Origin of the sequence: Vibrio gallicus (genome assembly GCF_024346875.1) — a bacterium.
GTDB lineage: Bacteria > Pseudomonadota > Gammaproteobacteria > Enterobacterales > Vibrionaceae > Vibrio > Vibrio gallicus.
Window position 1 is genome coordinate 837,919 of sequence record NZ_AP024871.1, and the last position, 20,573, is coordinate 858,491.

Sequence of the window (20,573 nt, forward strand, 5' to 3'; positions counted from 1 at the left end):
CTATTTGGTTAACTAAATGACTTGTTCAACTATTCTCATTACCGGTGCTAATTCTGGACTTGGATTCGATGCCGCACGCCAGTTCGCTTTGCAAAGTGGAGTTTCTAAGATAATTCTAGCCTGTCGCGATGAACATCGAGCCAAACAAGCGATGATGCAATTAGAAGCGTTAACGGGTAAGAAGATCTTCGAAATTCTAATTGTTGATGTTGGTAATTTGGATTCATGTCGTAAAGCGGCCAATAAGTTGAGTACCAAAGTTGACGCGATTGTATTGAACGCTGGAGGCGGCGGCGGAACTGCCCCGACTAAGCTCACTAAAGATGGTGTCATGTTTATCTTCGCGGTAAACGTATTGGGGCATGTTTACTTTACCGATCTTCTGATGAACAGCGGCAAGTTATCTAAGGGTGGCAGTGTAATGTATGTGGCTAGCTTTGCTGCTAGAGGCGCCTCCGAGGTTGGTTCAGCAAAACCGCCTATCACAATAGGCTCAGTTGAAGAGTGGACAACCGTGGTTAATGGCGCCAAGTTTGCCAAAAATAAAACGTATACCGATATCTACGGGTCTGTGAAGCTTATGGGAGCACTATGGACGATGAGCATGGCGCGCAAGCATCCTGATATGAGATTTATTACGGTCGACCCAGGTATGGCTCGCGGTACCTCTGGCGCCGCCACACTTCCGTGGCATCAGCGGTGGGTCATGAATACGGCTATGTGGGTGATGGAACTCCTTGGTAAGGCTCACTCAGTGGATGTGGGCGCCAAGCGTTACGTTGATGTGCTCTTAAATGACCAAGGTTTTGAATCAGGTATTTGGTGGGGCAGTAAGAAAGGACTAACTGGAGAGCTGGCTAACCAACTAGAGCACTGGCCTGAGATAATTGGCAATCAGTCAGCACAAAACAATGCAAATACGGTTATTCACGATTTTCTGCCAGAATAAATACGCTTAGATATTACCATCACAAGCTAGCAATTAATTATCATTGCTAGCTTGTATTGCCAAAGCGACCATCTAATCCCCAGCTACCCTTGGCAAGGGTCTTTCCTATAATTCCCTTTATGCAAGTTAACTGCGAGAAGGGGTTCCTGTTTTAATTGCTAGCGCTTCTGGGTAGCCCCTATCGCGCGCCAATGCTTTGGCTCGCACTTCGATTTCTTCAAAGGTTAGGGCTGATAAATTGGGATGAGAGCGCTCAATACTGACGTCAGCTGCCTGCTCAGAGTGATACAAGCGTTGTAGTTGATGTTTGATTTTATTTGCCGCTTGAAAAGCCGAAGAGGCTTTTACTAACTCGATGCGCGCATAATTATTGTCGGTAAATGAGACATCGGCTACGCGTAACCCAGGGTCTTCACCTGGGATCTGCTGAGCGCCAAAAAGGGGTTTACCACCCACAGTCGCCTTTGCAAATGTAGGGATATGCTGGCTCATATGCCCAATCGCGTTTTGGGTGCGCTGTTGAATCGCCGATTTTGGCCAACCATGAGTGATCTTAGCTTCAAGCTCGATGGGTAATTTGGGCTGTGAACTTGGCTCTTGGCTTGCAACTAAGCCCTTATCAAACAAGGTAATGGATTCTGTCATTCCATGGACTTGAAAATAGCCATTACTGTAAGGTGTTAACTGCGCCATCCCTTGTGGAGTTCCGCGTTCACCATGAAATATCACTTCAGGCCAATGGATGTCACTATTTTGCCAATGGGTTATGAATGCGGATTTGAATTCCACCAAACGCTTTTGTGACTGGTTGGTTAAATCATCAATGGTGCCGGTTTTATAACCTGTGGCATTGACCAAATAATCCACCACTAGCTGTTGCTTATTTCCCTGTTTTGGCTGATAGCTCAAGTGCCATTGATTATTTACATAATGCGCATCTTCTAGGCGACATCCAGTTTTCAAATGCGCTTTAGGGTGATGCTCCAAGGTTAGGCTGACACTAGCAGCAAGACGAAAAACACTAAGACCAAACTCTTGAACCACCAATACCGGATACTTTAGGTTATCCAGATCGACATATTTGGCGAAGGGAACCATCCATTCATCGTGACTTAGTGGCTGCTGAGGTTGCTCGCTGTCTTGAAGTGCCTCGAGTTGTGCGCGACTGTATTGTGAATAGTACTGTTTAGGTTCACCTAATACAGCATTTAAAGGATCTTGAGATACTAACTCTTGATAACTTGCTTGAATAACGGATAGGCGAGGCAGTAACGAATACGGGTCATTACTATCAGTAATAGGCGTTGCAATAACCGTTGGCCGAGTATTGACTGCGTAAGGAAAAAGACGAACTGTATCAATCGACTGTTTAAGTAGATCGACGCATTGCTGCTGAGAAATCTCACGATAGAGATTACCACCCGCGTGAAGATGACAAATAGGTGGACCATTGACTAAACCGTCGCTTTGCTCAATCAGAGTTACGTCTACACCTTGTTCGGCAAGATGTAACGCTGTCGTAGAACCGGCGATTCCGCCACCAATCACAGCAACTCGGAGCGACGTTTTCACTTGTTCAGCCACGACTTATTTATCCTTTATTCTAAATGCACATTAATCACAGGAATTACCAACTTGATAGACGATGATTCGTTCTCTATCAAATCGGTGGTTACTCTACAGGCGATAGACGATTATTGGAATCATATCAGCGCGTTACATTATACAATATCTAGATTTCGGCTGATATCTAAGTGAGTATCTTGGGGCAAAATTGTGTGATTTAATCAAAAATGGTTGTGACCCTTAAAGTAGACGATAAAACCAACAGGAAAGGCAAGTTAAACACTTCTTTGCTGATACCGGCACAGATGTTAATTAAATGTGCGCTTGGTGTGGTCATAAAAACTATTTTAAGTCGGTATGTGGCGGGTGTCTCAAGAACTAAACTAGTTGCATTTTTTATGTTAGGCTTTAATTAATTACAGTTTGGCAGCATAGTGATAACATGCGAAATATATTAATCAGATTTGCGACACTAGCTTCAGTCTTAGTCTTGATTGGATGCAAGGGTAGTGATGGTGATGGCTCTGATACATCAGTGACACCAGATCCTGAATTACCTTCTGTATTGAATTTGCCTGATACTCACTTTAACTATTCAAATATTGAGCTTCCTGAACATTATCTAGTTAATGATTTCCCTGCGGTTTTTCAATTTCAAAAAGCCGCTATTGATATGGATAACCTACCTGACCATAACCAGATTACCGATGCTGGTGCCACCTTGGGGCGAGTGCTGTTTTATGACAGAAGGCTATCTGCTAATGGTACTGTGTCTTGTGCTTCATGCCATATTCCAAGTAATGGATTTTCCGATCCAAAGGTGTTGAGTGATGGCTTTAATGGTGGCAAAACTCGAAGACATTCAATGGGTCTCACAAATTCCCGGTTCTATTTCACCGGGAAGTTTTTTTGGGATGAAAGGGCGGATTCATTAGAAGAGCAAGTGCTGATGCCATTTCAAGACCCAGTAGAGATGGGGTTGATTCTTGCTGAGTTAGAAGAAATTGTCAGAAACCAAGATTATTATCCGGCCTTGTTTGCAGATGCGTTCGGCGATGCTACGGTGTCTAGTGATAGAATTTCGAGAGCTTTAGCGCAGTTTGTAAGGTCGATGGTGAGTACAACATCGAAGTATGACATTGCTCGGCAAGATGTATCATCACCCCTGGTAGATTTTCCTCAGTTCACCGATGAGGAAAATGCGGGCAAAGACCTATTTTTCACGCCAAGAGCAGTAGCAAATGGCGACCCATTAAATTGCTCTGGATGCCATATATCAGAAGCGTTTGTTGGGGTTGTGCCGATTAATATAGACTTTGATTCAATCGCGACAAATAATGGGCTCGATTCTGTTTCAAGCGATGATCTTGGCGTAGCAGAATCTACTGGTTCAAACAGAGATATAGGCAAATTTAAAACGCCTTCTCTAAGAAATATTTCAGTTACGGCGCCATATATGCACGATGGCCGCTTTGCCGATTTAGGCGCAGTTATCGACCATTACAGCACCGGGATACAGCCCCACCCAAACCTGTTGCCGCCCTTACTTGGAAATGATGGAAATCCAATTAAATTTGATTTTACCGACGCTGAGAAGAGCGCGTTAATCGCATTTCTGGATACCTTAACGGACCACACTATGCTCAATGATGAAAAGTACAGTAATCCATTTAATAGCAACTAAAAAAGGCCACAAAATCGACTACTTTTGAGCCTTACCTATAATCTGCTTGGCAATGTCACCCATGTTATTGCTAACTATATCTGGTAGTAAATAGTGAGGGTTATATGGGGCGTTAGACCTATCAATATAAGCCGCTTTCAACCCTGCGCACAATGCGCCATGGGTATCCCAATCGTGGGTTGCCACTAGCCTAACCATACTCGGTTGTAGTTGAAGTTTATCTAAAGCATATTGGTATGCCGTTTTGGAAGGCTTGAAGGTTTGCGCTTGCTCGACAGAAATGGCGTCGTCAAAACAGTCCCTTAAACCAGATTGCGCCAACTGAGACTCAAGTAGTTCAGATGATGAGTTTGACAGTGCGACCAGACGAAAGCCCGCTTTTCTTAACTCAATCAGCGCCGGTTGGATATCGTCATGAGCAGGCAGACAAGCAAATGTGCCTAACATATCGCGGTAGCCTTCATCAGAAATATCGATATTTAGTCGCCCAGCAATAGATTGCAATGCGGTCAATGCGAGACTTTTAAAATTGGTCTTTGTGCCAGTGACTAGGCATACCGTCGAGGAGTGCAATAGCATGGCAAACCAAGTACTCATGTGATTTTCATCCCCCATATAATGGCGAAATTTGGGCTTTAGTATGCTTAGATCAAGCACTGTTTCATTAATATCAAACAGAATTGTCGGTGTAGACATAGAGCGTTTTTACCTATTGCTTAGGGTGATGATATTCAAGTGTTACTTTAGCTGTGGTGAATGAGGGTGGCAAGGTGGTGGTGGGTTGGTGTACTGGTGTAGCGGTGTGGCGATGTAGCTGCATACTCAACGCCGTCATGCCGGTGGTGTTTTAAGCCGGCATCTGTGGTGGTGTGTTTGTTTTGGTGTTGCGGGCTTAGTTGGGGCTTGAGTACTTACAGATCCCCGCCTGCGCGGGGAAGACGAAGGGAGGCGAGTCGATGTGACGGTGTATCGGTGTGTCGATGTGTCGATGTAACTGCATACTCAACGTCGTCATGCCGGTGGTGTTTTAAGCCGGCATCTGTGGTGGTGTGGTGTTTGATTTGGTGTTGCGGGCTTAGTTGGGGCTCGAGTACTTACAGATCCCCGCCTGCGCGGGGAAGACGAAGGTGGGTGAGTCTATGTGGCGGTGTAACGGTGTGTAGATATAGCTGCATACTCAACGCCGTCATGCCGGTGGTGTTTTAAGCCGGCATCTGTGGTGGTGTGGTGTTTGTGTTGGTGTTGCGGGCTTAGTTGGGGCTTGAGTACTTACAGATCCCCGCCTGCGCGGGGAAGACGAAGGTGGGTGAGTCTATGTGGCGGTGTAACGGTGTGTAGATATAGCTGCATACTCAACGCCGTCATGCCGGTGGTGTTTTAAGCCGGCATCTGTGGTTGTGGGTGTTTGATTTGGTGTTGCGGGCTTAGTTGGGGCTTGAGTACTTACAGATCCCCGCCTGCGCGGGGAAGACGAAGGTGGGCGAGTCGATGTGGTGGTGTAGCGGTGTATCGATGTGTCGATGTAGCTGCATACTCAACGCCGTCATGCCGGTGGTGTTTTAAGCCGGCATCTGTGGTGGTGGGTGTTTGATTTGGTGTTGCGGGCTTAGTTGGGGCTTGAGTACTTACAGGTCCCCGCCTGCGCGGGGAAGACGAAGGGGCGAGTCGATGTAGCGGTGTGGCGGTGTGGCGATGTAGCTGCATACTCAACGTCGTCATGCCGGTGGTGTTTTAAGCCGGCATCTGTGGTGGTGGGTGTTTGTTTTGGCGTTGCGGACTTAGTTGGGGCTTGAGTACTCACAGATCCCCGCCTGCGCGGGGAAGACGGAGGGGCGAGTCGATGTGACGGTGTATCGGTGTGTCGATGTAGCTGCACACTCAACGCCGTCATGCTGGTGGTGTTTTAAGCCGGCATCTGTGGTGGTGGGTGTTTGTTTTGGCGTTGCGGACTTAGTTGGGGCTTGAGTACTTACAGATCCCCGCCTGCGCGGGGAAGACGAAGGGGCGAGTCGATGTATCGGTGTAGCTGCATACTCAACGTCGTCATGCCGGTGGTGTTTTAAGCCGGCATCTGTGGTGGTGGGTGTTTGTTTTGGCGTTGCGGACTTAGTTGGGGCTTGAGTACTTACAGATCCCCGCCTGCGCGGGGAAGACGAAGGGGGGCGGGTCGATGTGGCGGTGTATCGAAGTGTCGATGTAGCTGCATACTCAACGTCGTCATGCCGGTGGTGTTTTAAGCCGGCATCTGTGGTGGTGGGTGTTTGTTTTGGCGTTGCGGACTTAGTTGGGGCTTGAGTACTCACAGATCCCCGCCTGCGCGGGGAAGACGAAAACAAAGCATGATGGAACGAGTTTCGTCCCATAGAACCGATATGTAATATTTCCTAGAATTTAAAAATGAAGCCTGTGGAAAAAGTGGGTGCGATTGAACTTGAAAGTAGTGTAGAAGATGAGTCTAAATAACTTAGATCCATCCCCGCTTTTACGGCAACATGTTGATTTATATCATAAGCTACTGCTACCGAAGTACTGGCTCCAGATTGTTCTAGGTAACGCGTGTCTCCGAAAGCATATTCTCGTTCACCATTGTATTTAGCAAATCCAGCTTCAACTAGAAGAGATAATCCTATTGATTCGACCAGCGGAATTTGCCCTCCCACGCGATAGGTTGTTATCTGATCTTTATCGACATTGAGAAATTTTGAATTGGTGTCGGTATAGGATATATACAGCGAGCGTAAACCAATAATGTCATTGAGCCCAAATTGAAAGCCGTAACCCGACAGACCGGAACCGGCATAGGGGCCTGTTTTTATTTCGGGCGAGAAATGAAAAGAATTTGCTTTTGCTGGAATAGATAAAAAAGTAACAGCCAAGATGGTCAGGTGTATTATTTTCATAGTTGTCTTAAAATGTAGGGTAAAAACTCCCTGTAACTCATTATTCATTGTCCTGATGAATGAGCACACTTTAAGCGACAGATTTGATTGGCTCTAATTATATGCACTTAGTGTCGCAATAATTAAAACTTATTATGCTTGGTATCTACATATATTTAAGTAGTTTAGCGGCTTAATGTTTGCTTTTCCGTTCCTGTTCAACAACAAGTTGTACTTGTTCTACCAACCACTGCATCAGCGATGTATCGCTATATTTCATATGGTAGTAGGCATAAATGCTATTTTGGTAGGGTGCACCATTTATGAAGGGCGTTATGGCTTTTAATGATGGATAGCGTTGAAGTGGAAAAAGGTCTGAATGGGGCATAAAGAAATCGGTATGTTCGATAACATCGATTAAAGCCATGGTAAGTTCTGAACGAAAACCTACGCAAGGGTTTAATCCTTCTTGCTCCATGAGTACTGCCGCTTCAGTAAAATAATCGTTATGACCAGGTGTGATAAGAGAAGCAATTGGGTAAGGTTCCATTTCTCTGGCGGTAACGGTATCGGTTTGGATTGGATGGTCTTTTCGTACTATTAATTGGCCGGTAAGGTCTGTTAGTCGGTCTCTTTTTACACCCTGTGGTAGGCTGTGCTTTAAGCTCACACCCAGAGTAATTTCATCACTTTGTATGTGCTGGATAGAATCGTTTTTCCATGTAAGCAATTCAAGGGTGCAGTTAGGTGCGACTTTTGAGAAGTGCTGATAAAGCGAACCAGAAAGACAAGTTAGTACAATAGGTGCTACCGCGATTTTTATTGAAGTGTTAAGTGATAGCGGTTCAAAGGTTCGGTCTTTGTTTAAGGTGTTGGATATCCCATTTAAGTGGGGAATGATATCGATAGCGAGCTGTTCGGAGAATGGTGTTGCTTTTAACCCACTTGGTACTTTTACAAATAACTTATCACCAAGCTGGCCTCTTAATTTTTGCAATGCTTGGCTCACTGCAGGCTGCGAGACATACAGGCGTTCAGCCGCTTTTCGAGTATTAAGCTCTTGATACAAAACAAGAAAGGTTCTTAATAAATTCAAATCCATACTGAAAAATAAGTCTTTAGCCATATATGATTTCTTCAATTATCCGGGTGATTTAGTGGGGCTTCTATCGCTATCGCTTAGTAGTGATATGTGAATGTCGTATTAAAAAAGTGCGTGACAAGCGCCCCTCGCCATAATAAGTGTAGCTTATTACTTTTTAAGTAATTAATCATCAGGGCTGCTTGTCATGAAAAAGTCTATTAACTTATGCCTTCCTTATATATGGCAGGTTTAATATCGATTACAGGGGTGTTGTCTAAGCAATCAAGCCCCTTAACTGTAATCACTGCCCCCTCAATTGCCTCGATTGACAGTACCGCAGCTCCAATAGGGTTGGGACGATGAGGAGAGCGAAGGGCAAACGTACCTTTGTTATCTCCATGTTTATTGCTTTGAATCAGCAAATCACGCTCTGCATCTGCGAGCCAGTACAGCACTAGAATATCTTGGCCTATCGTTAGGCCCTTTAAGCCTTGTTTAAATTCTTCTCTCACCGTAATTTGACACAAAGGTCCTTGAGACTGAATGTTGTTTGGGCACTGTTCAACACGATGGTAAGGTGTTGTGATTTTTCCGATATAGGTTAAGGTTGCTGTCATAGGTACTCCGTAATTACTGGTCATTTTTCATAGTGATTAATGTGTAGATGAAGATGGTGACTAAGATAATTGAACCGCCGAAAATACTTGCTATAGCGGGGATCTCAGTGAAGAACAGAAACCCCCATAGTGGAGCGAGTACTGTTTCTAGCATCAAGGTCATCGACACTTCAGCGGCTGTAATATAGCGGGTCGCAACCATAGACATGACTCGTCCAAGTGGTGCGGAAAACAGCCCCATTGCAGCCATAATCAGCCACGTATCGACACTGTAGTGGCTTGGCTGTGCAAAAAATGACATCACTACTGCAAGTAGCAAACCGCCCAGTGCGACACTGGCTAATCGACTTACGTCTTGATAGCGGCGCAGTAGGGTGAACATTAACGACAAGCAGATCACGGAAAATACCGCTAAAGCATCGCCAATCCAATTACCTGAGCTAACCGAACCTGACACAACAATCCCGATACCGAGCATGACACAAATAATTGCGATGATTGTGGTGCGGTTGGTTTTCTCGCGTAGCAATAGCCAGCTAAAAATAGCGGCAACAGCTGGAGAAGCACTTAGAATCACGAAGGTATTCGCAATTGATGTGTTCTTAATACTAAACACCAATCCAGTCGCGCTGCCGAGCATCAATAGACCTGCCAATAACAACGGCCAACCACTGTCAATTACCGCCTTTCTAATACCGCGCTTATCGTTGATTTTGAGTACAAATGACATAGATATTGCGCTAAATAAGCCAAAAAGAAACGCGGTATCAAAGCCACTTACACCCGCAAAACGGATGAATATCGGGTCGATGCTCATTAATACTGCGCCTAGAATCGCGACCATAAATCCAGTAATACGGTTGTTGTTGAACGCCAAGTTAGGGAATGAAAAAGTTGTCATAATAAATATCCATCAATAAATCATACTCGAAAGTATGATTTTGTAGTGGTATAGTGTCAATATAAATCATACCCATGAGGATGATTTATATTGTAGAGGGAAGCAATGAGTAAAATTGAACAAAATAGAGCAATAAAAAGACATGCTATTTTGGCGGCTGCGAAATCGGTATTTTTATCGCAGGGGTACACATCTGCCAACATGGATGGTATAGCGGCGCAAGCGAAACTGACCAAGCAAACTCTCTATCGCTATTTCCCCTCTAAGATAGAGCTTTTTCAGGCAACCATGCGACAGATCGGTGACAGCTATAATGGCCGCTATTTCGTGCACCTTACCTTAGAGAGTAATCGAGATGCGCTGGTTGCATTTGCGACAGAGTTTATGCAATTTCATCTATCAAAAGAGCATATTGCAACCCAGCGATTATTAATTGCTGAGGCAACTCAAGCACCAGAAATAATCGAGAGCTTTATGGGTATTGGTGCTGATGATACCAGTCGTGCTTTAAACGCATTCTTTAGTGAGCGATTTGGTTTACAACATCCAAGCACTAAGGTTGAGTTGTGGCTTGGTATGCTACTTGCGCCTTGCTCTGCGGCGCTGTTGGGGATGCCTACTCTTAATGACCAGCAAATTGAGCAACATGCGCTTGAAGCAACAGATCTATTGCTGGTGGGGATTCAATAGGGTGTAGGCCAAAATCGCTATATCGGTGCGTTAGCCTACTTGAATAAGTTGGCTAACTGGTTCTCAACAACGGGCGTAATGTTAAGACCAATCATGAAATCAGGTCGAGTCTTGTCATCTTTTTCAATGTAGTAGTTTGCTTCTAATCCAAATTTCCAAGGTCGACCGGCAATGATAGTTGTCTTAGAAACATTGAGGTTAATCGGCACCTCAGCTTGGTTAGTCGTCCAATCGTAGGTTATGGTTGGCGATGTGCCGATTGTCCAACCACCGTTTAATATTTCTACCCAGAAAAGCTGCGCCGAGGTTTTATTGATACGCTGCTTATCAATCCCAGATCCGGCCACGCCAACTAAATGGTTGGGGAATGCGCCAATGACTCGCTTAGCATTGGCTTTACCGATTAACATCTCGGGGCCGACGGCAAACTGGTCAGCACTAAATTCATCACTACCAGTAGGTAAAGAGGCAATAACCCCAAATGCGGCAATGGTGCCAGGGGCGGTCTTTGGAGCGTATGCTAAGTCAAAAGAGATATCACTAAAGCCTGATTCATCGTGATGGCCTACGTTGCTGTCAATATAAGAAATAGCAGGGCGAAATATCACTTTGTCACCACCTTGCATCGGAAAAGGAAGGGTTGGCTGGAATACGGTTGTGGTGCTGTTTCCGCCGTGTTGATATCCGCCGTTGTATTGCAGTTTTAGGTTTAAACTCGCGTAAGCGGTATTTGGATTAGCAAGTTCTTTGGCGGCTTCTTCAGCTAGAGATTTGTCATCAGATGGTGTTGATGCGTTTGCTACCGCAGTAGAGGCTACAATGCAGAGTAGCCATGTTGTGATTAACGTTTTCTTCATGTCTTACCTCAAAAATCAGAGAAAGGCGACCCACTGAGGTGATATCGCTCTTTGTGTGTTGTGAGGCTTATCTTAATAATATCTCGTTGTGAAAATAGCCACTTAACGACAAGTAGAACAGAGGCTGTCGTTAATTGCTGCTCTGGTAAATTAAAGAAACAATCGTGCTCGGATACCAAACACAACTGCGCTATCTTTGTTTGAGAAGGCGGGATCTTTGATGATTTGCACATCAGGTGTGATTTGAAAATGCTCACCAAATTGCATGTTGTAATACAGTTCTGCTGTCCATTGCTCATCTGAATGGCTGATAGGTTGTAATATTTGGTGATTAACTTCAGCCCAGTTGACCGCAAATCCTAAGTTATTTTTGGGTGCACCAAGCCCAAAATAACCAAAGCCTGCACTTACGGATTTGTCGTAAAGGGCGACTTGACCTTCTGATATTCCCCCTCGAATAAACGGCATAATTTGTGGAGTGATAAATGTACTCCATGAGAAATTAATACCTTGGCCTCCGTCGGTGTTGGCGGTATCAGGGTAGGCGAGGTTATGACGAGTATCGTCGCCAAAATGCCATAGTGTTATGTGGAAATTGTCAGTAAAAATTTGATCTTGGGAGGCCGTCCAGCCCAGTTCTAGAGTTGTGAAATACGACGCATCACTACCGAACGCAGTATCAAAGCCGTCGAATATGTCATCTGATTTGCCGTTGGCATCAGCAATACCTGCAATGACATAAAAGTTGTCGTTAAGCATGTGACCTGCAGACAAGGCCAATACGCCGTCATCGGGCAGTCCCATAGAGCCAGCCCCAGTTGAGAACGCTAGGTTACTAAAGCCAGACCAAGGACTGGCAAGCGCATAAGTATCAACGTAATCCGTTACGTCTTGCCAGCCTGCGATGATTGAGGTTTTTCCGCCATTAAGTTTTTGTTTCCAATGCAGGTTAGTAACACGCGCCCCTTGGTCACTAAATGCAGAGCCGATCATGCCAACGTAGCCGATTTGGTCATCACCAATAAAGCCAAATCCTTTTGGTGCGGTATCAGAATAAGCGTGGCGGTGTTCAACCTTCCATACAATGCCACCCGTATTACCTGAATCTCGACCAATTAGATCCCAAGCGCCATAGAATCGAACGACACCCGAAGAGGCATCAACACTGTTGCCTGCTACGCCATCTTTAGAAGCTAAGCTTAAAGCGTTGTAGTCTAGGCCAAAAGTCAGCCCCTCTTCAGCGAGGGATTCTCGCCAGCTTTTCTGTGGGATCTTTTGCTCTGAAATGGTGTTGCCTACACTATCAGGGCCTTCAAAATTGGCAGCAAATACCATAGATGAAAAACAGGTTACAGTGATAGAAAGGGTAAGGCGTGAGAGTTTGTTCATTAACGTGAGTTCCTCAAGGAGTTGCCTAGGGCTAAAGAAGTAGTTGCTGAGATAAATTGTAGGCACAACGTCTAACAAAAATTGTCATTTGGCGACATCAGATGATATTGCTTATTGGCTGGGATCTCTTTGTTATTCAGGACTATACAGTTCAATAGAGTCGGCTGTCATCGCATAAACTGATTCCACGTTTGCAGACCCATCCGAGTAATCCACATCTTGTGTTGACTGTTGTCCGGTAAGTTCGCCTTGTACCCAAACGGGTGTTGTTAGGCTTATTAACTCAATACCCTCTGGATACTCAATTAACACTAATTGGTTTGCAGGCGGAGGTGGGGTATGAATACATGCACCAGCAGTAGGAACGAGGAAAAACTTAGTGACCTTGGTTCCTTTCATCTCGATAGGAGTAATAAATCCTGGGATTTTACGCTTTGCATTTAATACGTCTTTGTTTGGCAAAGACGCCAGAGCTTGGCGCTGCTGCATGATTTTATTGCGGACGCTAAATAAGTGTTCGACATCAATTCCTTGAGCTTGCAGCCCTTGTCTTATTTTCTCAACCTCTTGCTTTGCCGCTTCACTGACTTGAAAATCTTGCTGTTTTTGAGCCTCTTGGAAGCGAGCGATAGTTGCCATATCGAACATTTGATTGTCATCTAATGACTTAAATGGGTCTTCGACGGTTTCCATTTTAGGAGTAAGTTGGTCCCAATAAGTTGTTTGTGCTTCAGCGGCAAATAGTGAGACAGAAGCAACAACAGACAGCAAACCTAATAGCGTTGATTTAGAGAAAAACATAGTGGGTAAACCTCAATGAAAGAATTAAATAGGCAAGGGTTTGTAGCCCTTGCCTAATAGGGTGTTGCGGTCGATTACATTTCGTTGCGGTAAATTTGGCCGTCTTTCATGACTAGCTTGATCGTGTCGATTTTTTTGTATTCTGGGTCGGCATCGAACCATTTATTGGTTCCACCAATGACACCTAAGTCATCTAACGGATTACCTTCTACCAGAATGATATCGGCAATCGCATCTTGCTCTATAACGCCTAGCTTGCCTTTCGCTGGGTTGCGAGGGCCAGACAGTGCCAACATTTCGCCAGCATTAGATGTCATCTGTTTTAACACCTCAAAGTTGCTACCAAATTGTTCCCCACGCCACCAGATTTCGTAGCGACGAGCACGCTCAGCATCGGAGTTTACGCCTACGTAGTCAGAGGCAAATACGACTTTGACATCGTGCTTTAACAGGTCTTTGCCAAACGTGCCATATTCCTCCACAAGTGCGTTGATAAGTGGCAGCTTGTCAGCTGGCATTAGGGGGTTTTTAGCTAAATCAGGGGAAATGCCCCACATTTGAGGAACCACAAATCCACCTTCTTTGGCAATTCTCTGCATAGTTTCTTCGCTAATGAAGAAAGAGTGCTCAAATGTTTTTACGCCGCAATCTAGTAGTCGATTAACAGAGCGATCATTAAAGGTATGCGCTGCGACATAAGTGCCCCAATCGGCAGCCGCCTCAACGATGGCACAGGTTTCATCTTTTGAGTATTGGGTCGTATCAATCGGGTCAAATCGAGATGAACCACCACCGCCGGCCATTATTTTAATTTGAGTGGCGCCGTTGCGTAGGTTCAAGCGGGTTGCTTTTAATACTTCTGGCACGCCATCTGCAACATTACCAATACCCATACGTTCAAAGTTGGACACGTCACCTTTGATACCCGCACTAAAGCCTGGGTCCGCACGGTCTCTAAAGTCACCATGGCCAGAGGTTTGGGAAATAAATCCGCCGGATGGGTAGATACGTGGACCGTCAATATTGCCAGCATCTATTTCACGCTTTAGACCAAAAGCCGGGCCGCCCATATCACGAACAGAGGTAAAGCCATCGTCAAGGAAACGTTGTGCAACGGTGACGGCGTTAATTGAAATATCGGTAAGGTCTTTATTTTTCTCAACCTGGTCAAAGTTGTAGTTGATCATAATATGTGCATGACCGTCGATAAGCCCAGGCATTAAGGTTTTGCCTTGACCGTCGATAACGGTTGCATCATTGGCTTCAATTGGGCTAGCAGAAATGCTTTTGATCTTGTTATCTTCGACCAGTACGTGATGATCTTGATACAGCTTGTCTTCTGTACCATTGAATATATCTACATTGGTGAACAGTGTGGAAGCAGCTGAAACGGAAAAAGCAGCAGAACATGATAGTGCTATTGCCGTCAGCTTGAGAGTATTCTTCATATTGATTTACCTTATAAACTAAGCAAATTATCCCTATCCAAATCTCTACTCAAAAAATCTGAGTGCATTTCCTATGCGTTAGTTATTGCATGAAGCAAACTTAACAACTTGGATGCATTCAATAACTTGGGTGTTACTTTATGGTGAATCGAGGTTAATTAATTGCCATTTGATGACATTAAAGGAGGGAGTTGTTAGATAGTGCTTGTCAGTTTATTGGTGTGATTTTCTATATTGAGAGGGTGTGCAACCGTAAATGCGCTTGAATGAACGTGTGAAATGAGCCGCATCAGAGTAGCCATAGCGGTTAGCTATTTGAGTTATATTTTCGTTACTGCCAGATAAGTGTTTAGATATTTGTTCAAAAACTAAGGCTTCAATCAGTTGTTTGTAGACAATATTTTCAGATTCCAGCCGCCTTTGAAGGGTTCTTACATTCAACCTCAGGATTTCAGCGGCAATCTTGATAGGCAGTTTGCCCATAGAAAGGTAAGGAGTGATTGCCAATGTGAATTGCTGTTTAAAAGACGATGGGGGGATAGAGCAAGATTGATGCTGAGCGACCTTGTTGATATTTTTAGGTAATTGAATAGGTGACAATAATAGCGATTCTGGTATTTCGATGGCAGTGACCGGGCGCTCGATAAAAAACTGAGCGTGTTGCAGCGAAGGCAGTTGTGAAAATTCATCAATGTTAGGGTGTTGAATACCAATTCGCTGTGGAAGCCACTTTTGATGAGTTAATGCCCTTAATAGCTCTGCCATGCAGATAACGGAGAACATCTCTGCGTATTTAAACCATCCTTCATCCAAACCACTTTTCTCACGAACCAGCCACCAACTGCCTCCTGCTTGCTCAAGATAGACATTTTCAGCACTGGATTCCTTTTTTAAAAGGGTACTAAATTTCTGTAACGCTGCTTTAAGAGAGCTTTGCTCTGTTAGCGAGGAAATAAGGCGAGGTACATAGGTTTCTTTACAGGTTCTTAAAAACAGCCAACCCAATTGTTTTTGAGTGGTGTTATCAGCCAGTACTTCTAGAAAGTTTTTCAGGCATGACTCAGGCAAATATTCATACTGAGCGTCAGTATGAATATCATTAGGGATAGTAGCCGCGCGCAGTAAGGCGTAAGTTTTACTATCAACCTCTTTAAACATGGATGCAAAAAACTCGACACTCTGTCGCGATACAAGTGGGATGTTATTTTCTTTTTGCGAAGCCATATCTATATCAACTTTTGATTAGTTGCTTGAGTGTTAATTATATCAAGCTGTACGTCAAATTAAGAAGGGTCGAACAAGTGTGCTTTTTAGCTATGTACTCCATCACCAAATACTGGACACCCATAATTTTCGAACATGTTTCTGCCTGTATTGTGGCACTCAAATACAGGACACCCACAAGAGCATTTACAGATTCCCACCTGCATGGGAAACCAGGTTGGGCTTAGTCATCCTATGGTCTTTGAACACTCCGCCATCTCGGTAATCTTTTAAGCCGAGATCGGTTTGAGCGCGATCTTAGTCGCAGTATCTAACACATTTCTGCTTAGAAGCTTGATGAGCTGAATTGTTTAGGTTGTACCATTTGTCTGCCCATCCCGTATCCATACATCTGTGACTATTCTTAATTAACTAGTCACTATCAGTTGAGAGTAGAGATAAAGATGAAATGGATAATTCTAATCAGCACCCTAATTGCTTCAGCGTCAGCATGGAGTGAGGTTGAACAGTTTGTAAGATACCAACAAGGCGAAGAGATTGGCTACGGAAGGCTAGTTAGCAATAAAGTCTATCCCATATCCGGTGATGTTTTTGATCAGTTTTCAGTAGAGAGTAATAACATTGCACTGGATAAGGTTGAGCTGCTGCTACCAGTCATACCAGAAAAAGTCTTTGCTGTAGGGATGAATTTCGCTAGCCATATGTCCTCTCCGTCTGACCGTCCACCTCCTCTATTTTTGAAACTTCCGTCTTCACTGATTTTGTCTGGTCAAACTATACAAGTGCCTAGTGATGCAAAAAATGTCCACTTTGAAGGGGAGTTGGTGGTTGTTATAGGTAAAGAGGCCCGCAATATATCTGAAGATCAAGTAAAGGGCGTTGTATTTGGAGTGACCGTTGGTAACGATTTAACTGAACGAAGCTGGCAAGGGCAAGATTTGCAATGGATGAGGGCTAAAGCGACTGATGGGTTTGGCCCCATTGCAGCGACGATAACGCGAGGCGTTGATTATGAAGCCTCACTGTTGACTACTCGACTTAATGGTAAAGTTGTCCAGCAAGAGAACACACGACATATGATTCATTCGGTGGCGAAGGTGGTCAGTTACCTGAGTCGTTATTTTACCCTCAAACCTGGCGACTTGATTTTTATGGGAACGCCGGGCAGGACCAAGGCATTATCAGACGGAGATATTGTGTCTGTAACCATTGATGGGGTGGGGAGCGTGGAAAATACCGTCCAATTCTAAGTTGCTCGGCTGTTCGATACTAGAGATTCATTGTGGTATATGGAGTACAGCATAGTCCATCCTATGCTAGACTCCCGCTACTTGCGAGATAAGTGTTGTTATCTATCAGCGTAAGGACATACAAATGGCCACTCTATTTTTTACAAAGGTATATCAATGAGCAAATTGAGTTCAGCAGAACGCAAAGCACGCGACCACGAACGTTTTTCACAACGTGTAAATGAACGCAGAGAGAAGGGTGAAGACATCGTTGCGTATGCGCTTTCAAACAAGAAGGCGCTGAAGTTTCTGACGAAGTCAGAAAAAAAAGCACTGAACGAACGTAAAGCAGCAGTTAAAAAAGAGCTTGAGCAGAAAGAGCAAGAAGAGCTTAAAAAAATCGAAGAATCTTTTTCAGTTGATCAACGCAAAGATTAAAAAGAACAGAAATTACCGGACACCCATAAATATTGACGTCTCTCGACTCTACAGCTAGCTTTAATTGATGCACAGTGCATCTTGGAGGTAGTTGTTATGACCCAATCTCGACAGTCTCAAGTTTCTCTTTCTGATACTCCTTATTATCATTGTATCTCGCGTTGTGTTCGCAGAGCCTATCTGTGTGGCGACGATAAATATACAGGGCAATCATTTGAGCACCGCCGAGCGTGGGTGGTTGAGCGGATGCATTATTTGTCGACGGTATTTAGTATGGATATCTGCGCCTATGCGGTGATGTCAAATCATTACCACATTGTGCTGCATGTCGACGAGCAATTAAATCAACAGCTTAGTGATGAAGATGTCTGCTGGAGGTGGGGACAGTTATACTCACTTCCCGTACTAGTTCAGCGCTGGCTAAAAAAGCAAACCTGCGCTGAAGTTGAAAGTAAAGCGGCTCTTAGTATCATCAATGATTGGCGAGAGCGGCTTATTGATATTTCATGGTTCATGCGCAGCCTAAATGAGTTTATTGCACGTAAAGCCAACGCAGAAGATGACTGCTCCGGAAGGTTTTGGGAGGGGCGGTTTAAGTCGCAAGCGTTACTCGATGAAGAAGCCTTATTAACATGCATGGCTTATGTCGATTTGAATCCCATACGAGCAGGCATCAACGACAGTATCGAAGCGTCTGAATACACCTCCGTTTACGAGCGAGTTCACGGCGTGTCACATCAAGATGAACAGCAAAGCGAGCCCCCTTGTAACAAGAAGGCATTATTTGGTTTTGTTGGCGATACCAGTGAGTCTGAGCAGCGAGGCATTCCGTATTCATTACTCGATTATATTGAGCTAGTGGATTGGAGTGGCCGTGTTATTCGAAATGACAAACCCGGTGCAATTGTCGCTTCACACCCTAAACTACTGCACTCACTCGGCTTAGATACAGAGACTTGGATGAGCTTAGCCAGTAATTTTGGCAAAGATTATCAAGGAGCGGTCGGTACACTGGATGAGTTGGCGTTATTTGCAGAGCACACAGGTAGGCGATGGATAGCCAAAAAGAACCAACTGCGACGATGTTTGCACTAACCACTCACTTTATTTACTCATATTTACCACACATCTTTATTAATTAGCCTAGCTAACGACACAGCACGCCTTGAATTTCCTAATTTACGTATTTTAATGTCAATTTCACGGCATTAATCAACATTCATCCGATTTAAACACATTTTTTAAGCTTTAACATGTAGCGGTTGAGTATTGGTTTGAAAACTATAATTAATGGATGTCCAGTATCTGGTTGTTTGAAAACTATAATTAATGGATGTCCAGTATCTGGGATGTCGTGTTTTTGAGCTTATTGCGATGAATTGGTAAAAAGCCTGCCGTTCCGATACAGTTTGTTTTACAATCTGTGACCGTATTTTTGGTTATGCTTTATGTGGTCGTAGCCGCTTAATTTTAGGAACACAACAATGTCATTTTCATCTCAGAATTTTTCTCCAGAAATTGTGAAAGCACTGTCCGAGTGTGGCTACGAAAAACTAACGCCTGTTCAGCAAAAAGCGATCCCTCTCGCTCGTAAAGGGCACGATATCTTAGCGAATGCTCAAACAGGGACCGGCAAAACTGCCGCGTTCGCTCTGCCAATTATTCAGCAACTATTAGACAACAGCAAGGTGACTAAGCAGTTTCAAACGCGAGCACTGGTTCTTGCACCAACTCGTGAATTGGCTGCACAGATTGCGCAAAGCATTGAAGATTATATTAAGTACACATCATTGAGTGTTGCTGCTATTTATGGTGGCGTGAAAATGTCATCTCAGGTTCAAAAGCTAAAGAACGGTGTCGACATTTTAGTGGCAACACCAGGTCGCTTGATTGAGCATCTGGATGAGAAAAATATTTCCCTACAGAACCTTGAGTTCTTGGTTTTCGATGAAGCCGACCGTATGTTAGACATGGGCTTTATTTCATCAATTGAAACCATTATGTCTGGTGTTTTAACGAAGCCACAGACTATGCTGTTCTCGGCGACGTTCTCTGCGCAAATGAACAAACTAGCGGCTGAAATGTTGAATCAACCGAAAAGAGTATCTGTAACTCAAGAAAACGTGACGGCAGACACTATCGCGCATGTTGTCTACCCAGTAGATCAAGAAAGAAAGTGTGAAATGTTATCTGAACTTATTGGTCGTAAGAACTGGCAACAGGTATTGGTCTTTGTGAACTACAAAGAAACGGCCAACATGTTATTGAAAGAACTCAAACTGGACGGCATTAAAGCGGTACTATGTCACGGCGATAAAGCACAAAGTGCCCGTCGTAGAGCGCTTGACGAGTTTAAAGAAGGCAAGGCGCGTGTGATGATTGCAACCGATGTGGCTGCTCGCGGCTTAGATATTAAAGGCCTTCCACACGTAGTGAACTTTGATATGCCATTTTTGGCAGAAGATTATGTTCACCGTATTGGTCGAACAGGTCGAGCTGGCCAAAAAGGTCATGCAGTGTCTTTTGTCAGCCGTGAAGAGGAACTGACGTTGCAACAAGTCGAGTCGTTGATTGGTCATACGATTAGACGTGTAGAACAAGCAGGGTACGAGCCAAAAAACCGTGATGCGCTATTGCAGAAAATGCACAGCAAACCAGCGTTCAAAGACCGTAAAACTCGCAAGAATAACCCTTCTGATGCCAGTCAGGGTTCTGCTGAGAGATCCGCTCGACTACGTAATATCGTGAGAAATAGAGCTGCAGCCACTAAGAAGTAAGCGAGCCAGCGTACACTAAACGCCGATGATGCAAATCAAT

20 protein-coding genes are annotated in these 20,573 nt (G+C 44.4%); 7 read left to right on the forward strand and 13 right to left on the reverse strand.

Going from position 1 to position 20,573, the window contains the following annotated elements:
* Window positions 1-16: 16 nt before the first annotated feature.
* Entirely contained in the window at window positions 17-949 is a 933-nt protein-coding gene (locus OCU28_RS03960; RefSeq protein ID WP_261817040.1) for an SDR family NAD(P)-dependent oxidoreductase, read from the forward strand.
* A gap of 126 nt (window positions 950-1,075) precedes the next feature.
* On the opposite strand, the gene OCU28_RS03965 is transcribed toward OCU28_RS03960, so the two are convergent.
* The gene (locus tag OCU28_RS03965) at window positions 1,076-2,533 is read right to left on the reverse strand and encodes an FAD-dependent oxidoreductase (RefSeq protein ID WP_261817041.1); all 1,458 of its coding nucleotides are present in this window, start codon (window positions 2,531-2,533) and stop codon (window positions 1,076-1,078) included.
* 424 nt (window positions 2,534-2,957) lie between these two features.
* Here OCU28_RS03965 and OCU28_RS03970 point away from each other — a divergent pair, with 424 nt between their 5' ends.
* Entirely contained in the window at window positions 2,958-4,199 is a 1,242-nt protein-coding gene (locus OCU28_RS03970; protein WP_261817042.1) for a cytochrome-c peroxidase, read from the forward strand.
* 18 nt (window positions 4,200-4,217) lie between these two features.
* On the opposite strand, the gene OCU28_RS03975 is transcribed toward OCU28_RS03970, so the two are convergent.
* The 7 genes from OCU28_RS03975 to OCU28_RS04005 form a co-directional block, all read right to left on the reverse strand.
* Window positions 4,218-4,895, reverse strand: a complete 678-nt coding sequence (locus OCU28_RS03975) for a haloacid dehalogenase type II (RefSeq protein ID WP_261817043.1) — start codon at window positions 4,893-4,895, stop codon at window positions 4,218-4,220.
* Window positions 4,896-5,642: 747 nt separating this feature from the next.
* Window positions 5,643-5,903, reverse strand: coding sequence for a hypothetical protein (locus tag OCU28_RS03980; RefSeq protein WP_261817044.1), 261 nt, complete (start codon window positions 5,901-5,903; stop codon window positions 5,643-5,645).
* 74 nt (window positions 5,904-5,977) lie between these two features.
* The gene (locus tag OCU28_RS03985; protein ID WP_261817045.1) at window positions 5,978-6,502 is read right to left on the reverse strand and encodes a hypothetical protein; all 525 of its coding nucleotides are present in this window, start codon (window positions 6,500-6,502) and stop codon (window positions 5,978-5,980) included.
* A gap of 81 nt (window positions 6,503-6,583) precedes the next feature.
* A complete protein-coding gene (locus OCU28_RS03990) occupies window positions 6,584-7,099 on the reverse strand; it encodes a hypothetical protein (protein WP_261817046.1) in 516 nt (171 codons plus the stop codon).
* Between the two features lie 172 nt (window positions 7,100-7,271).
* The gene (locus OCU28_RS03995; RefSeq protein ID WP_261817047.1) at window positions 7,272-8,204 is read right to left on the reverse strand and encodes a LysR family transcriptional regulator; all 933 of its coding nucleotides are present in this window, start codon (window positions 8,202-8,204) and stop codon (window positions 7,272-7,274) included.
* Between the two features lie 176 nt (window positions 8,205-8,380).
* Window positions 8,381-8,779, reverse strand: coding sequence for a tRNA (N6-threonylcarbamoyladenosine(37)-N6)-methyltransferase TrmO (gene tsaA, locus OCU28_RS04000; RefSeq protein WP_261817048.1), 399 nt, complete (start codon window positions 8,777-8,779; stop codon window positions 8,381-8,383).
* Window positions 8,780-8,792: 13 nt separating this feature from the next.
* The gene (locus OCU28_RS04005; protein ID WP_261817049.1) at window positions 8,793-9,680 is read right to left on the reverse strand and encodes a DMT family transporter; all 888 of its coding nucleotides are present in this window, start codon (window positions 9,678-9,680) and stop codon (window positions 8,793-8,795) included.
* 105 nt (window positions 9,681-9,785) lie between these two features.
* Here OCU28_RS04005 and OCU28_RS04010 point away from each other — a divergent pair, with 105 nt between their 5' ends.
* On the forward strand, window positions 9,786-10,370 hold the full coding sequence (locus OCU28_RS04010; protein WP_261817050.1) for a TetR/AcrR family transcriptional regulator: 585 nt from the start codon (window positions 9,786-9,788) through the stop codon (window positions 10,368-10,370).
* Window positions 10,371-10,405: 35 nt separating this feature from the next.
* Here OCU28_RS04010 and OCU28_RS04015 read toward each other — a convergent pair whose 3' ends face one another.
* The 5 genes from OCU28_RS04015 to OCU28_RS04035 all read right to left on the reverse strand — a co-directional run bounded on the left by OCU28_RS04015 (window position 10,406) and on the right by OCU28_RS04035 (window position 16,089).
* Complete coding sequence (locus OCU28_RS04015) at window positions 10,406-11,227, reverse strand: hypothetical protein (RefSeq protein ID WP_261817051.1); 822 nt, start codon at window positions 11,225-11,227, stop codon at window positions 10,406-10,408.
* Between the two features lie 150 nt (window positions 11,228-11,377).
* A complete protein-coding gene (locus OCU28_RS04020; RefSeq protein WP_261817052.1) occupies window positions 11,378-12,616 on the reverse strand; it encodes a carbohydrate porin in 1,239 nt (412 codons plus the stop codon).
* 132 nt (window positions 12,617-12,748) lie between these two features.
* The gene (locus OCU28_RS04025) at window positions 12,749-13,417 is read right to left on the reverse strand and encodes a DUF3299 domain-containing protein (RefSeq protein ID WP_261817053.1); all 669 of its coding nucleotides are present in this window, start codon (window positions 13,415-13,417) and stop codon (window positions 12,749-12,751) included.
* A 74-nt stretch (window positions 13,418-13,491) separates the two neighbouring features.
* Window positions 13,492-14,865 carry a metal-dependent hydrolase family protein gene (locus OCU28_RS04030; RefSeq protein WP_261817054.1) on the reverse strand — a complete coding sequence of 458 codons (1,374 nt, stop codon included), beginning with the start codon at window positions 14,863-14,865 and terminating at the stop codon, window positions 13,492-13,494.
* Window positions 14,866-15,078: 213 nt separating this feature from the next.
* A complete protein-coding gene (locus OCU28_RS04035; protein ID WP_261817055.1) occupies window positions 15,079-16,089 on the reverse strand; it encodes a helix-turn-helix domain-containing protein in 1,011 nt (336 codons plus the stop codon).
* 443 nt (window positions 16,090-16,532) lie between these two features.
* Here OCU28_RS04035 and OCU28_RS04040 point away from each other — a divergent pair, with 443 nt between their 5' ends.
* The 4 genes from OCU28_RS04040 to OCU28_RS04055 all read left to right on the forward strand — a co-directional run bounded on the left by OCU28_RS04040 (window position 16,533) and on the right by OCU28_RS04055 (window position 20,533).
* Window positions 16,533-17,339, forward strand: a complete 807-nt coding sequence (locus tag OCU28_RS04040) for a fumarylacetoacetate hydrolase family protein (protein ID WP_261817056.1) — start codon at window positions 16,533-16,535, stop codon at window positions 17,337-17,339.
* Between the two features lie 156 nt (window positions 17,340-17,495).
* Entirely contained in the window at window positions 17,496-17,756 is a 261-nt protein-coding gene (locus OCU28_RS04045; RefSeq protein ID WP_261817057.1) for a DNA polymerase III subunit epsilon, read from the forward strand.
* Window positions 17,757-17,852: 96 nt separating this feature from the next.
* Window positions 17,853-18,851 carry a transposase gene (locus OCU28_RS04050; RefSeq protein ID WP_261817058.1) on the forward strand — a complete coding sequence of 333 codons (999 nt, stop codon included), beginning with the start codon at window positions 17,853-17,855 and terminating at the stop codon, window positions 18,849-18,851.
* 389 nt (window positions 18,852-19,240) lie between these two features.
* Window positions 19,241-20,533: a DEAD/DEAH box helicase gene (locus tag OCU28_RS04055; protein WP_261817059.1), complete on the forward strand. Its 1,293-nt coding sequence runs from the start codon at window positions 19,241-19,243 to the stop codon at window positions 20,531-20,533.
* Window positions 20,534-20,573: the final 40 nt, after the last annotated feature.